Here is a 15410-nt window from a genome sequence, read left to right on the forward strand (position 1 = left end):
CTACATTGTATGTCAATAACTATCGTCTAACAATTAGGCTTATGGTATAATAATTCAAGATTTAGGGGGCGAGAACTGAATGAAGAAATGGCAAGAAAATATACAGAGATACAAAGAAAAAATTGATATGTGGGAGTCTACTAAATGGGCTAAGGGATTAAGAGTTTCTTCTAGTGTCATCTGGAATTTAAGTTTACTTCTTATGGTGGGTATTCTGACACTCGGAGTATTCGGTTTATCTGTAGGCGCAGGATATTTTGCTTCATTGGTAAAAGAAGAACCACTTCGTGGTAAAGATGAAATGCGCAGTGCTGTCTTTAACTATGAAGAGACATCGGAAGTTTACTTTGCCGGAGACGTGTATTTAGGTAAACTACGCACTGATTTAGAAAGAACGGAAACAAATCTATCAGAGGTTTCTCCTTATGTAATAGATGCAGTTTTAGCGACGGAAGATGAATACTTTGAAGTACATAAGGGAATTGTTCCTAAAGCAATTTTCCGCGGATTGCTTCAAGATGTATCCAACTCTGATACACAAACTGGTGGTTCTACATTAACTCAACAATTAATCAAAAACCAAATTTTAACCAATGAGGTTTCTTATGAACGTAAAGCAAAAGAAATACTATTAGCTATGCGCTTAGAACACTTCATGAACAAAGAAGAAATATTAGAAGCATATTTGAATATAATCCCCTACGGCCGAAATTCAAATGGACGAAACATCGCTGGAATTGAAACAGCGGCGAATGGAATATTCAATGTAAAAGCAAAAGATCTGAATTTACCACAAGCAGCCTACATAGCTGGTATTCCCCAAGCTCCATTTGCTTATACTCCTTTTAGACAAGGTGGAGAGATAAAAGAAGGAGAAGCTCTCCAACTTGGGATTGAACGGATGAAAATTGTTTTATTCCGAATGAATGAAACTGGTTATATTACGGATGAGGAATATAAGAATGCTGTTAGCTACGATATTACGAAAGATTTTAGAGAGCCAGAAACACTTCCTGAAGACAAGTATCCTTGGTTAACAGCTGAAGTGGAAAATAGAGTGAAAGAAATTTTAAGAGATCAGTTTGCAGAAGCCGATTCAATTGATCCTGCTCGATTAGATAATGAAAAAAAGCTTTATCAAAAGTATGATATTTTAGCACAACGTTCCATTAGTACAGATGGTTACCGTATTCATACCACTATTAATAAAGACATGTATGAAGCTATGTTAAAAGTAAGAGATGAATTTGAATTTTACGGACATACCTTCCAGAAGGAAGTAAAGGATGAAGATTCAGGAGAGATAGTGGTAAAAGACTTCCCTGTTCAAGTTGGTGGGATGATGATTGAAAATGGTACGGGTAAAATACTTTCCTTTTTAGGTGGACGAGATCATAAAATTGAAGCCCAAAATAGTGCTACACAAGGTATCCGGCCAATCGGTTCTACCATCAAACCACTGCTCGTCTATGCTCCTGCGATTGAATATGGTGTAATTGGAGCTGGTAGTCCCGTAGTCGATTTGAAGCTAGAAAAATTAGGTAGTACTACGTGGTCAAAATCACCATCAAACTATACAACTGAACAAGAGCTAGGTATTATCTCTGCTCGAGATGCTTTGACAACCTCACAAAACTTGTCAACGATACGATTATACGATTTAATCATGGATCGCAAGCCAACTCAATTCCTAACAAAAATGGGATTTGAGCATATAGATGAAGCAGAGTATGCTAATCATGCTCTCTCTATTGGTGGAATGACAAATGGTGCAACACTCGAGGAAAATACAAATGCCTTTGGAACATTTGCAAATAACGGACAGTTTATTGATGCTTATATGATCGAAAAAATTGAAGATGTTGACGGTAATGTTATTTATCAACACGAAGTGGAACCTGTGCCAGTATTCAGTGCTGCTACTTCCTATATTATTACCGATATGTTAAGAGATGTTATGTCTGATGGGACTGCAAAACTAGCAAAAGCTAGGTTGAAATTCCAATCAGATTTTGGTGCAAAAACAGGTACAACACAGAATCATAATGATTCATGGCTAGTTGGCTATAACCCTAATATTTCTTTAGGAGTTTGGTTAGGTTACGGTGATGATACCCAAACCTTATATTATATGAATAATCGTTACAATCATCCGAGCGTGCGTATCAATATGCTCTGGTCTAATATGATGAACGCAATGTATGATGTAAATTCTGAATTAGTAGATGCACCAAATAACTTTACTGCTCCTGAAGGTGTCGTTACTAGATCCTTCTGTGGAATTTCAGGATTAGCAGTGTCAGATGCATGTTCACAAGCTGGTTTAGTGAAGTCAGATTTATTTAATGCAGCTGTTTTATTACCAACTGCAAAGGATGATAGTTTAATCTCTTCTTCCTATGTACAAATAAACGGAAACAGATATCGCGCACTCGATTCCACTCCTGGGGAATTTGTAGTAAGTGGTGGGTATGGAGTAAACCAAGATTTTATCAATCGGATGCTTGGTAAATTTGGAGGCAATGCTTCTAAGTTATTCCCTGCCAAATCAGCCTTTGGAGGAAATGTAGTGTCTGAGGAAGTATTTAATGCTGACGGCAGTGCACCAGCCGCAGTGTCTGCTGCAATGTCTAATGGGACGATTACTTGGTCTAAGTCGACTTCTGGAGATGTTGTAGGGTATCGAGTTTATGAAGTTATAAACGGGCAAAGAACTCTACTCTCATCCACTAAAGAAGCTGCCGGAAACAGTCTATCTATTAATAGAGCTGGCCAATTTATCGCTGTTGCAGTCGATATCACAGGATTAGAATCTGCCGCATCTAATATAGTATCTATAGAAGCTGTAGTACCTACAGAACCAATAGTGCCTCCAACAGCACCGGAAGAGAATGAAGAGCCTACAACGCCTCCTATTGTTGTAGAACCCGTTACTCCCCCACCTGTTGTAGAACCTGTAACTCCTCCTGTAGAGGAAGAACCACCGCCGACTAGTGGTGGCGAAGAATAATAGAACAAATACCGTATCGAAAGAGCCCAAGTTTCATAATTGGGCTCTTTTTTGTTTGTTAAATTGACCATCTTTCGCTCATATAATTTCGAAATACACATAAAACAGAGCATAATGTGCAAATTAATGTTACAGTTAGATAGAATATTTAATAGTGAGAAGGAGAACAAACATGATTGAGGTAAAAGTATCTCCACTAAGTGATGGAGAGTTTAATAGAGGGGTATTTGCTAAATGTGATATCAAAAAAGGACAGCTTTTTCATGAAGCACCTGTCATTTCATACCCAAACGACCAGCATGAACATATTGAAAAAACCTTACTAGCTGATTACGCTTTTGAGTACGGGATAAATCACACTGCCATCCTGCTTGGATATGGTATGTTATTTAATCATTCATATGAACCTAATGCAGACTATGAGATTAATTTTGATAATCACACATTCGATTTCTTTGCTTACGTCGATATTAAAGCTGGCGATGAAATTCTGATTAATTATAATGGTGAAATTGATAACAAAGATGAGCTTTGGTTCAATAAGGAATAGAAAAAACTTGTAACTTACACATTCGTTTATATCATAAAAGAGTTATTCAAAAGTAAATTTTGAATGACTCTTTTTGTTTTATTCTTGCATGCTACAAACAACTTGTCCGACAGCTTTTGCTGCCACTAACAGTGCATCTTCGTCGATGTCAAATTTAGGGTTATGGTTGAAATATGGTTCTTCAACGCCCTTTGGAGTACACCCGATATAAAAGAAACAAGCTGGAAACCTTTCCGCATAATACGCAAAATCTTCAGAAGGAGCCATTGGTGGGACCTCTATTACTTCTGTAATTTCCTTCACATTCGCATTTAATAATGTTACCGCTACTTTCTCTGTAAGTTCAGGATTATTGTATAAAGGTGGATAGTCGAGTGTATAGGTAAGTTCACAACTTACATCAAACTCCTCCTGAAGTCCTCTGACAAGACGTTTTACTTCCCGTTCTATCGTTTCTTTCGTTGCATCTGTCATGTATCGAATATCACCCTCTAGTACTACGCTATCTTTAATAACATTAAAGGTACCAGCCCCATCAAACGACCCAATGGTGATCACACCAATATCAAATGGACTTAATCTTCGGCTTATAATAGTTTGAACAGCAGTTACAAAATGTGCCCCTGCCACAATTGCATCATTTGCTATGTGAGGCGATGAACCATGCCCGCCTCGCCCTTGTATTTTCAATTTCATGTATGCCCTACCATTGAAAGCATAGCCCTTATTGTACCCAACCATTCCAACAGGAGCAATTGGAAGTAAGTGAATCCCATATACTTCATCTAAATCATCCAACAGACCAGATTCTACAATACTTCTCGCACCACCTGGTGGTACTTCTTCCGCATGCTGATGAATTATTTTTATCGTTCCAGCTAGCTCTGACTTCAGTTGTATTAAACAATCTGCCAGAACTAGCAAATAAGCTGTATGGCCATCATGCCCACATGCGTGCATGACACCCTCATTTTTCGATTTGAAAGGTACAGGTGTTTCTTCCACAATCGGAAGCGCATCAAAATCTGCGCGTAACCCTATTGTCTTTCCTCGTTTTGCCCCCACTATTGTTACAATAATTCCATAACCATTTCCAATGTTTGTTTGTATTTCCACGCCTTTTCCTTTGTAAAATTCTGCAATATATCGAGAGGTCTTTTCTTCTTTGAATGATAATTCAGGATGTTCATGTAAATAGCGACGAATCTGAATCATTTCATCTTTACGTGCATCTAGCATTTCCATAAGTTTTTCTCTCATATACCATAAGCTCCTTTGTGAGAAATTACTGTTCCTGCATTGATTGGAATTGAATAAATTCAACTTAGAAATAAGCATACACCTTTATGGACTTATTAGTAATTTTACTGATTCATTCACAGCCCTATCAAAAAAAATTCTCATCATTTATCGTTCACTCTGTAATATCGATTTTAAAATAACAAAATTTTCATCAAAAAACTGCTGATGCTTTTCGATTCCACGGCGTTTACACCATCCAAGTGAATTAAATGCATCTGTAAAACGATAAAACGGCAAGATAACCTCTAAATCTATTAATGGACGAATAGATTGATACCCCTTTTTGTACGCTTCTAATGTTCCGGAGTTTTTAGTAAAAATATCACGATTGATTTTGGTGAAATCCATTTCCGTGGAACCAAAGCGAGCACTTTCAAAATCTATAATTCCAGAAACTTGGTTGTCCTGAATAATAATATTTGCCGGACGGAAATCCATATGTATAAAGCTCGGTCCATCTGAATGAGGCAGACATTTACGTTGCTCTTCAAAAAGCTCAATAGATTTTTTTAACAAGTCCTCTGGTATCACCTCTTTTACATCTTCTGCAAATCCATAAAAATGCGATTTCATAAAAGTCGACCATTTTTCATACACATTTGAAATCCCTTTAAATGAATTACCTTCTTGTGGAGTCACATTATGCATTTTTGCATGATGGACCCCAATATCATAGGCTAATACTTCACTTACATTTCCTGTGATTGGCTGCCCTTTCATCTCTGACAGCAACATAGCACCTGGAATATTATCGTCCCCTTCCCAATATTCCAATAATTTAGGAACAGGTAGCGCTTCACTTAAGATTTCTATCGCTTCATATTCACGTATTAGTTTCAAATTGGAATAGGGAATTTTCAAATATACTATTTCTTTATTAATCTGTTCCACTCTATATACAGTCGAGCTAAATGAATTAGGCACATCTTCTATGGAAAGAACATTTATTTTTAGCTTTTTAATAATTTGACCTAATTGTTCCAATTAATTTCACCCATCTCTGTTTAAACTTTACACCATGTACTATTCCAACAAATCCCCTAGGATATTGTGTTTAAATCAATCCCCAAAAATTAGTCTGAATCACTGTTAGTATTAATAGAACTCCAAATATTAACTGGCTAATTGTAAATATATAATCTTTTTTGTTTACTGCATACTTCCACTCCATCACAGCTCTAACGGTTTCAGACACAACTATAAAAACAATCAATAAAAACCATGTTTCGAAAAACCAAAACCACTCCATTGGCTCCGTCGTAACATTTATGAAATTCCCTAGCAGCAGTACCACTAGAAAAACGACCCTTATAGTCCAATCCATTTTTTTGTGTTTCTCATTAATATGATTATATGAAAACAGTTTCTTCTTCTCGACTTGTAGCCATTTTCTCATAACAGCATTAAACAATAGGAATAGTAACATAACAATTGCTAGTAGGAGAAGTAAGGTAAGCCAATCAGTTCCATACATAATTTTCACCTCCTCAGCATCCTTTTGTTAGCTAATATAAATACAAAAAGCACCGCTATGTGCAGTGCCATTTTGTATTTATATATTCTAGTAATAGATTGACTTAGATTACTAGTCTTCCATAGTAGACAAATCGCCGGTTGGCAGTTTTAACTCCCAAGCTTTTAATACACGGCGCATAATTTTACCACTTCTTGTTTTTGGTAGCTTATCTTTGAATTCAATCTCTCTAGGTGCTGCATGTGCAGCAAGTCCTTTTTTCACAAATTGTTGAATATCTGTTATTAGTTCTTCCGATGGTTCGTACCCTTCGTTTAACGCAACAAACGCTTTAATAATTTCGCCACGGACAGGATCCGGTTTTCCAATAACACCAGCTTCTAAAATAGCTGGGTGCTCTAATAATTTACTTTCTACTTCGAATGGCCCAACGCGTTCGCCAGAAGTCATAATAACATCATCTACTCGACCTTGGAACCAAAAGTATCCATCATCATCCATATAAGCCGAGTCCCCAGAGAAATACCACTCATCGTTAATGAAGTATGACTCATACTTTTCTTTATTGTTCCACACCTGACGCATCATGGCTGGCCAACCCTTTTTAAGAGCCAGATTCCCCATTGTATAAGGCGGGACAATATTCCCCTGATTATCTATAATAGCTGCTTCAGTCCCAGGAAGTGGTTTCCCCATTGAACCTGGTTTAATAGGCATGCAACCATAATTACAGATCATCAGTGCACCAGTCTCTGTCATCCACCAAGTATCATGGATTCGTTTATTGAAAACTTGCATACCCCATTTGATAACCTCCGGATTTAACGGTTCGCCAACTGACAACACATGACGTAATGAAGATAAATCATGCTTTTTAACGATGGCATCTCCTGCTCCCATCAGCATGCGAAACGCTGTAGGTGCACTGTACCATACCGTTACTCCATAATCATCTATCGCTTTATACCAAGCATCTGGTGAAAATCTGCCACCAAGAATAAGGGAGGTAGTTCCCGTGAGCCATGGACCAAAGATGCCATATGCCGTTCCCGTCACCCAACCTGGATCTGCAGTACACCAATAGATATCGTCATCTCTTATATCCATCACCCATTTCATCGATTGGTATTGCTGTACCATCGCATTATGGGCATGTAAAATCCCTTTTGGTTTTCCTGTGGAGCCAGATGTATAGTGTAAAATCAGGCCATCTTCTCTATCGACCCATCTAATTTCAAAGTCTTCTGATGCATTATGTAATGCTTTTTTGAAATCGATGAACTTATCGGATTCCTCTATATTTTCACCAACTATAAATACCGTCTCTAATTTAGGTAATTTATCCATTGGAATTCTATCTAATAATTCCGGTGTTGTAACAATTGCTTTTGCTTCACTATCTTGTAAACGATCATAAACAGCGCCTTCCATAAACGCTTCAAAAAGTGGACCAACAATTAACCCCATTTTTGTAGCACCAAGAAGTGCAAAATACAATTCTGGTGATCTCGGCATGAATATAAACAGACGATCCCCTTTTGACAAATTCGAATGGGTTACGTATACATTTGCAGCTTTATCCGTCCATTTTTTCATATCGCCAAATGTATAAGATTCCTTACGATCTACATCTTGATAATGAAGTGCGACTTTATCCTTTTTATCGGATTCTGCATGACGATCAATTGCTTCATACGCCATATTCACTTTGCCAGTCTTATACCATGAGAACTCTTTTTCTGCATCTTCCCATTTAAAGTTTTTTGCAGTTTCCTCATAATTTTTTAACTGAAAGTCCCCTTGAACTACTTGTAATGTTTCCATCTTCATCCTAATCACCCTTTCTATAACTATACTATTTCATTCTACAACACTTTTTATCCTTTTTGCTAATCTTTCTACTTTTTAGAATCTTTTATCAAATAATTATGGTAATCGCTTTCTCTGTTTAAAATCATGTATAATAAATACAATTACAATACTATTAATGGGTGGTGAATCCTTGATACATACCAAAACGTATAACTCCATGCAGAAAGAGACGGTACATGGCACTGTCATTATAGAGGGTCCTGTTCCTTCTGAGGAAATTGCCAGGCTTCAGTTCCATGAGGATTTGGTAGCTTTTCGTGCACCTAAACAACAGCATCAAGCAATTATTGAAATAGCCAAGTTACCTGAAGGAAGAATAATTATTGTGCGTGATCAAGAAACTATTGTAGGTTATTGCACATATTTACATCCAGACCCCTTAGAAAGGTGGTCACAAGGTAATATGGAAAATTTGATAGAATTAGGAGCAATCGAGGTAATTCCAAAATTCCGTGGCACCGGAGTTGGGAAAACACTCCTTCGTGTCTCCATGATGGATGATGCGATGGAAGATTATATTACGATTACGACAGAGTATTATTGGCACTGGGATTTGAAAGGCACTGGTTTAAATGTTTGGGAGTATAGAAAAGTAATGGAGAAAATGATGCAAGCGGGTGGACTTGAATATTTTGCAACGGATGATCCTGAGATCAGTTCCCATCCAGCTAATTGTCTAATGGCGAAGATTGGTAACAGGGTGGACAATGAATCTATCCAACAATTTGACCAATTACGATTTATGAATAGATTTATGTATTAATCTTTGAATACTATCTGACAAAAGGAGTTCATGCCAATGCTAGTTGAACAAATCATGAATACTTCCGTACCGAGTCTAACTCCGGATCACACGATAAATGATGCATTAAAACTACTGAAAGAGAAGAAAATACGTCATTTACCAATTATTAATGACAAGCGTCAAGTATTAGGAGTTGTGACCGATCGAGATTTAAAAGATGCAACTCCGTCCACCTTACAAAATGTATCAGACCCTTCAATATATAATCGTACATTAGAAGAAATTATGACTAAAAATCCAATCACAGGCCATCCTCTAGATTTCGTAGAGGAAACTGCAAGTATATTTTATGATAATCGAATTGGTTGTTTACCAATCGTATCGCACGGAAAACTGGTAGGAATGATCACCGAGTCCGACTTACTTTACAAATTTATTGAACTTACAGGTGTACATCAACCAGGTTCCCAAATTGAAATTCGGGTTCCAAATAAGCCTGGTGTTCTGTTCGACGTTTCAAAAGTTTTCCACGACCAAAAAGTCAATGTATTAAGTGTATTAGTTTATCCCGATAAGGATCACAGCGACTATAAAATCTTAGTGCTTCGCGTAAAAACGATCAATCCACTAGAACTTATCAAATCTATTCGTGCTGAAGGCTATGAGGTATTATGGCCGAATCATCCAGGACTGGGACTATGAAAAATGCTGTATTCGTCTTTTCCGAAAACCAATTAGGCTATAAGTTTTCGGATACTCATCCATTTAACCAAAAACGCCTAACATTGACGGTGGATCTATTAAAAGAAGTAAATGCTTTATCCTTATCAGAAATTGTTTCTCCTAGAATAGCAACGGACGAGGAATTACTTCTCGTCCATGATGCAAACTATATTGAAATGGTAAAAGAAGCTAGCAAGATAGATGCCGATAGCACTAAATATGAGAGTTACGGCATCGGTACGGAAGATACCCCTATCTTCCCAGATATGCATGAAGCAAGCGCAAGCCTTGTAGGTGGAACGTTGACTGCTGTGGACTATGTAATGGAAGGTAAATCTACTCATGCAGTAAATTTAGGTGGAGGTCTTCATCACGGTTTTAAAGGTCGTGCATCTGGTTTTTGTATTTATAATGATAGCTCTGTTGCTATTAAATATATGCAAGAAAAGTATAATGCTCGTGTTCTTTACATAGATACAGATGCTCACCACGGAGATGGTGTCCAATGGAGCTTTTATGATGATCCAAATGTATGCACAATTTCAATTCATGAAACAGGAAGATATCTATTCCCCGGCACAGGGAATATTACCGAGCGAGGGACAGGAGAAGGGTACGGAACGTCTTTTAATTTCCCTATTGATGCATTTACAGAGGACGAGTCCTTTTTAGATATTTACCGGACAAGTTTTCGTGAAATTGTAGAAGCATTCAAACCGGATGTCATTCTAAGCCAAAATGGTGCAGATGCTCATTATTTTGATCCACTTACACATTTATATGGAACAATGAATATCTATCGAGAGATTCCTAAGTTGGCGCATGCGCTCGCACATGAATTTTGTGATGGCAAATGGATTGCAGTTGGTGGTGGTGGCTACGATATTTGGAGAGTAGTACCTCGTGCATGGTCCTACGTATGGATGGAGATGAATGATATTCCATTGCCAGAAGGCGAATTACCAAAAAGTTGGTTGGATCGATGGTCGAAAGAAGCACCAGTCCCACTCATCCCTACTTGGCAAGATCCAAATCCGCTATACGAACCTATTCCACGTAAAGAAGAAATTACCGAAAAAAATAAACATATGCTCGATAAAGCACTTTACCAGTTGCGAAATCAGCAAGCATTTAAAAAACACCAGTAACTGTTTAGTTTACTGGTGTTTTTTTTATTTAACTGATTTTCGTTCCTCAATCCAATACGGAAGAATTACGTTATTCTCTTCAATATTTTCTTTGTTCATATGCTTCGTCAGCAATCGCATTGAGACTGCCCCAATATCATACAATGGTAATACGACACTCGTTAGTTGAGGTCTAACCATTCTTGTTAGTTTCGAGTTTTCAAAACTCATTACTTCTATATCCTCGGGTACGCGTAATCCGTTATCTTGTGCACCATGGATTAGACCAATAGCAATTTCATCGTTACCAGCAAAAAATGCTGTTGGCGGATCCTTTAACTCTCGTAACTGATCCCATGCAACAAGACCATCGTCGTATGTATTATTGACACCTACTATAAGATCTGTGTCAATTTCAATACTAGCCTCATTTAATGCTCTTTCATAACCTGATACCTTGTATAGTTTAGTAATGGTGCTATCAATAGATCCAGATACAAAAGCAATGCGTTTATGTCCATTTTTAATCAGACGATTCACTGCGTCCACTGCTGCATCATGGTATTCAATATTTACAGATGGAAACGAGTTTGATGTTTCCACTGTTCCTGCTAAAACAATTGGAACGGTTGCTCTGTTCATTTCATGCAACATTTCAGGGGAAATTTCATCACTCATCATAACTACCCCATCTACTTGCTTACTAAGTAGTGTAGATAGTAATTGAACTTCTTTATCTTCTTGCTGATCGGAGTTTGTTAAGATGATGTTATAACGGTACATCGTTGCAATATCCTCAATACCACGTACTAGCTCTGCATAAAATACATTTGAAATATCGGGAATGATAACGCCGACCGTTTTTGTTTTTTTACTCGCTAGTCCTCGTGCAACAGCATTTGGTCGATAATCCAGTCGTTCAATTACTGCCAATACTTTTTGACGGGTAGCTGGCTTCACATTCTGATTTCCATTAACAACGCGTGAAACAGTTGCCATTGATACATTTGCCTCTCTGGCAACATCGTAAATTGTAATAGTCAACATATATCCCTCCTTCACCTTTTTTACATACAAAAATTTATATATATATTAATAATACTTGATAACCTTCCTAACTTTCAATCAAATAGTAAAACCGACTCTAAAATTAGAGTCGGTTTTGTGAATTTTTTCACTATCTATGCGTGGATCTCATGATTTTTCAAGAATTTCTGTACAGAATCATAAAACTCATCAAATTGTTGTAAGTTCATTTGTTGAGCCGCGTCCGATAAAGCAACAGCTGGATCTGGATGAACTTCTGCCATTACCCCGTCAGCACCAATAGCAATAGCGGCTTTAGCAGCAGGTAGAAGTATATCACGACGACCCGTTGAATGTGTTACATCTACAAATACTGGTAAATGTGTTTCCTGTTTCAATATTGGCACCGCAGAGATATCTAACGTGTTTCTTGTCGCACGTTCATACGTTCGGATACCACGTTCACATAAAATAATCTGGTCATTACCTTGAGACATTATATATTCAGCTGCATGGATGAATTCATCCAATGTAGCAGCCATTCCTCGTTTTAATAGGACTGGTTTATTGATAGAGCCTACTGCTTTTAATAATTCAAAGTTTTGCATATTACGAGCACCGATTTGAACTACATCAATATAGTCTAATGCTTCGTCTAAATGACTTGGCGTTACAATCTCAGAAACTGTAGACAAGCCAAATTCTTTTGAAATTTGTTTTAAGATTTTTAGTCCTTCTAATCCTAGACCTTGGAAATCATATGGAGAAGTACGTGGCTTATATGCTCCACCACGGATTAGCTTCAATCCTTTAGATTGGATAGCTGCTGCTACCTCTGCCACTTGTGTATAGGACTCAACTGAACATGGTCCAAATACAAACGATGGTGTACCTGTTCCAATAAGTTCTCCATTAATATTAACGATCGTACTCTCAGGTTTTCTTTTACGAGACACAAGAAGTGCTTTCTTTTGATCATCTACTTGTATTTCCAATGCAGTTTTGAAAATTTCTTTGAAAATATGCTCAACAGTTGATTGTGGAAGTGGTCCAGCGTTATTTTCTTTCAAGTGATCTAGCATATGTCTTTCACGAAGAGGATCATATCTATTAACACCTTGTTTTTCTTTTACTTTACCAATCTCTTGAATAACACCAGTTCTTTCGTTTATTAACTGTAAGATCTCTACGTTAATCTCATCAACACGTGCGCGTAAAGCGTCTAAATCTACATGACTCATAGATAATTCTCCTCTCTTCTCTCCATCGGTACTTTATAACGACTGAAAATTGTGATACATTTTTAGATATAAGACATATTATAATCAATGCATGAGAAAATGTCACGCATTTTATTTTAGCGATTCAACTCGTTAAAGTATTTGTCTAAAAAAGGACGTGGGAATTTGGCATCTAAATTATTTGCATTAGATATTGGGACAAGGTCAGTAGTGGGAATCATTTTAGAAGAGCATGGGGAGTTTTTCCATGTTGTTGATATATTAGTAGAAGAACATAAGGAAAGAGCAATGGTTGACGGTCAAATACATAATGTCTTAAAAGTGGCTGAGATAATTCAGTCTGTCAAAGAAAAGTTAGAAAAAAAGCATGGCAAGCTAGAAAAGGTTAGTGTAGCTGCTGCTGGTAGAGCACTAAAAACAGAGCAAGCTGAAGTCATAATGGATATTAAAAATAGACCTATCTTCTCAGAAGACGATATGAGTCGACTTGAGTTATCAGCAGTACAAAAAGCACAAAGTAACCTACTTCAAAATAGTACGGACAAAAATACCAATCATTATTATTGTGTAGGCTACAGTGTTGTCTATTATCGATTAGATGGAGAAGAAATAGGCAGTCTAGTTGATCAACAAGGAAACGAAGCATCTATAGAGGTTATTGCTACATTTCTACCTCGGGTTGTTGTAGAATCTCTTATTTCTGCATTAAAACGAGCTAACTTAGAAATGGAGGCATTGACCCTGGAACCAATTGCCGCGATTAATGTGTTGATCCCTCCTTCTATGAGAAGATTAAATGTAGCATTAGTCGATATTGGAGCAGGAACATCCGATATTGCTATAACAGATTTGGGAACTGTAGTTGCCTACGGAATGGTTGCAACGGCTGGTGATGAAATTACTGAGGCTTTAAGTGACATTTACCTATTAGACTTCCCATTAGCCGAAGAAGCAAAAAGAACCCTCAATACCGAAGAATTCATTCAAATACAGGATATTTTAGGCTTCGAACAAGACATTCCAAAAGAAGAAGTTGTCGACTCACTAAAGCCAGCTATAGAGGTTTTAGCTAGTTCCATTTCAAACGAAATCCTTCGACTGAATAATAACAAACCTACGAAAGCGGTAATGCTTGTTGGTGGAGGAAGTTTGACTCCAACGTTGCCTCGTATTTTAGCTGAAAAACTAAATTTACCTGCCAATCGAGTAGCTGTTCGTGGCATTGATGCCATTCAGAACTTAACGAAAGCAGATCATATCCCAATTACACCTGAATTGGTGACTCCTATTGGTATTGCTATCGCTGCAAAGCGTGCACCAATCCAATATATGTCTGTACAAGTAAACAATCAAATTGTTCGGTTATTTGAACTCAAAGAAATGACTATAGCCGATGCCTTACTAGCCGCTAATATCTCTGCACGTAAACTCTATGGAAGGCCTGGTGAGGCCCTATCAGTACATGTGAATGGACAAGTTATTCATATTCCCGGAGAGCATGGAAAACCTGCCGTTATTCAACTGAATGGTATAGAAGCCAACACAAAATCATCTATTCAAAATAACGATAAGATTGAACTATTGGAGGGCATCGATGGAAAAGAAGGAATGGCCACAGTTCGAGATCTTTTAGATGATGCTACTATTAAATCTATAACATTCCAAGGAGTTATGTATATAGTAGAACCTTCCGTACAAATAAATGGCAAGAAAGTATCTTTAGACACTATGTTGCAAGAAAATGACAAAATTACTGTGGAGACTCCACAAACTGTTGAACAAGTTTTGTATGCAATACATAAAGAAAATTATTTGACTCAGCTCCATCCATACACCGTCACGATAAATAATAAAAATCATTTTATCCCGCCATTTTCAACCAAATTATCACTAAATGGCAGTCCAGTAAAACTTTCCTATTCTGTACAAGAGAATGATATTATACAAATGGAAACACATAATTCACCTACACTGGAACAACTGGCAAATCAACTCGATAAAAAACTGGTAGATCAGATAAAAATTACGTTCCAAAATAACACGCTAGAGCTTTCCAGAGATTGCGCCATTGTTCATAAAAATAACGTCCAATTGTCCTCAACAGATATTATTGCGAACGAATCGAAAATTCAGTGGCAAGATATAAATAGTTCCCCTTGGATTTTTCAAGACGTTTTTCGCTTTACAGAATGGACTATGCCTGAACAAGCTGGCTCCTTCCAAATCTTAAAAAATGGAAATCCTTCCCGTTTTGATGAAGAAATATTCGGTGGGGATCAACTGGAGATTGTCTTTGAATAAGAGCTCCCTTCGATATTGGCTACAATTTTAAATTGCATA

12 protein-coding genes are annotated in these 15410 nt (G+C 37.3%); 6 read left to right on the forward strand and 6 right to left on the reverse strand.

Annotated elements, in window-relative coordinates; genetic code table 11:
* The first annotated feature begins 79 nt into the window (after positions 1-79).
* A complete protein-coding gene (locus MHI40_RS12750; RefSeq protein ID WP_340762951.1) occupies positions 80-3010 on the forward strand; it encodes a transglycosylase domain-containing protein in 2931 nt (976 codons plus the stop codon).
* Between the two features lie 172 nt (positions 3011-3182).
* Positions 3183-3560 (forward strand): SET domain-containing protein, encoded by a 378-nt coding sequence (locus tag MHI40_RS12755; protein WP_340762952.1) that lies wholly within the window; start codon positions 3183-3185, stop codon positions 3558-3560.
* Between the two features lie 78 nt (positions 3561-3638).
* Here the strand turns inward: MHI40_RS12755 and MHI40_RS12760 are convergent, their stop codons facing one another.
* The 4 genes from MHI40_RS12760 to acsA form a co-directional block, all read right to left on the reverse strand.
* Positions 3639-4820, reverse strand: coding sequence for an amidohydrolase (locus tag MHI40_RS12760; RefSeq protein ID WP_340762953.1), 1182 nt, complete (start codon positions 4818-4820; stop codon positions 3639-3641).
* Positions 4821-4967: 147 nt separating this feature from the next.
* Positions 4968-5846: a phosphotransferase family protein gene (locus tag MHI40_RS12765; protein ID WP_340762954.1), complete on the reverse strand. Its 879-nt coding sequence runs from the start codon at positions 5844-5846 to the stop codon at positions 4968-4970.
* A 70-nt stretch (positions 5847-5916) separates the two neighbouring features.
* Positions 5917-6336, reverse strand: a complete 420-nt coding sequence (locus tag MHI40_RS12770; RefSeq protein WP_340762956.1) for a DUF4181 domain-containing protein — start codon at positions 6334-6336, stop codon at positions 5917-5919.
* A 111-nt stretch (positions 6337-6447) separates the two neighbouring features.
* Positions 6448-8166, reverse strand: coding sequence for an acetate--CoA ligase (gene acsA, locus MHI40_RS12775; RefSeq protein WP_340762957.1), 1719 nt, complete (start codon positions 8164-8166; stop codon positions 6448-6450).
* Positions 8167-8338: 172 nt separating this feature from the next.
* On the opposite strand from acsA, the gene MHI40_RS12780 reads away from it, so the two are divergent.
* From MHI40_RS12780 to MHI40_RS12790, 3 genes are read left to right on the forward strand one after another with little or no spacing between them, the layout of a single operon-like run.
* Complete coding sequence (locus tag MHI40_RS12780) at positions 8339-8971, forward strand: GNAT family N-acetyltransferase (protein ID WP_093536851.1); 633 nt, start codon at positions 8339-8341, stop codon at positions 8969-8971.
* A gap of 36 nt (positions 8972-9007) precedes the next feature.
* On the forward strand, positions 9008-9655 hold the full coding sequence (locus MHI40_RS12785; protein WP_340762958.1) for an acetoin utilization AcuB family protein: 648 nt from the start codon (positions 9008-9010) through the stop codon (positions 9653-9655).
* Positions 9652-10824 (forward strand): acetoin utilization protein AcuC, encoded by a 1173-nt coding sequence (locus MHI40_RS12790; RefSeq protein WP_340762960.1) that lies wholly within the window; start codon positions 9652-9654, stop codon positions 10822-10824. Before MHI40_RS12785 ends, MHI40_RS12790 begins: the two co-directional genes overlap by 4 nt.
* A gap of 24 nt (positions 10825-10848) precedes the next feature.
* Here the strand turns inward: MHI40_RS12790 and ccpA are convergent, their stop codons facing one another.
* Together ccpA and MHI40_RS12800 are read right to left on the reverse strand one after the other, a co-directional pair.
* Positions 10849-11847 carry a catabolite control protein A gene (gene ccpA, locus MHI40_RS12795; protein ID WP_340764507.1) on the reverse strand — a complete coding sequence of 333 codons (999 nt, stop codon included), beginning with the start codon at positions 11845-11847 and terminating at the stop codon, positions 10849-10851.
* Between the two features lie 137 nt (positions 11848-11984).
* Entirely contained in the window at positions 11985-13070 is a 1086-nt protein-coding gene (locus MHI40_RS12800) for a bifunctional 3-deoxy-7-phosphoheptulonate synthase/chorismate mutase (protein WP_093536848.1), read from the reverse strand.
* A 165-nt stretch (positions 13071-13235) separates the two neighbouring features.
* Between MHI40_RS12800 and pilM the strand changes: the two genes are divergently transcribed.
* Positions 13236-15371 (forward strand): pilus assembly protein PilM, encoded by a 2136-nt coding sequence (gene pilM / locus MHI40_RS12805; protein ID WP_340762961.1) that lies wholly within the window; start codon positions 13236-13238, stop codon positions 15369-15371.
* Positions 15372-15410: the final 39 nt, after the last annotated feature.

This window comes from Psychrobacillus sp. FSL H8-0510 (genome assembly GCF_038008345.1).
Taxonomy (GTDB): domain Bacteria; phylum Bacillota; class Bacilli; order Bacillales_A; family Planococcaceae; genus Psychrobacillus; species Psychrobacillus psychrotolerans.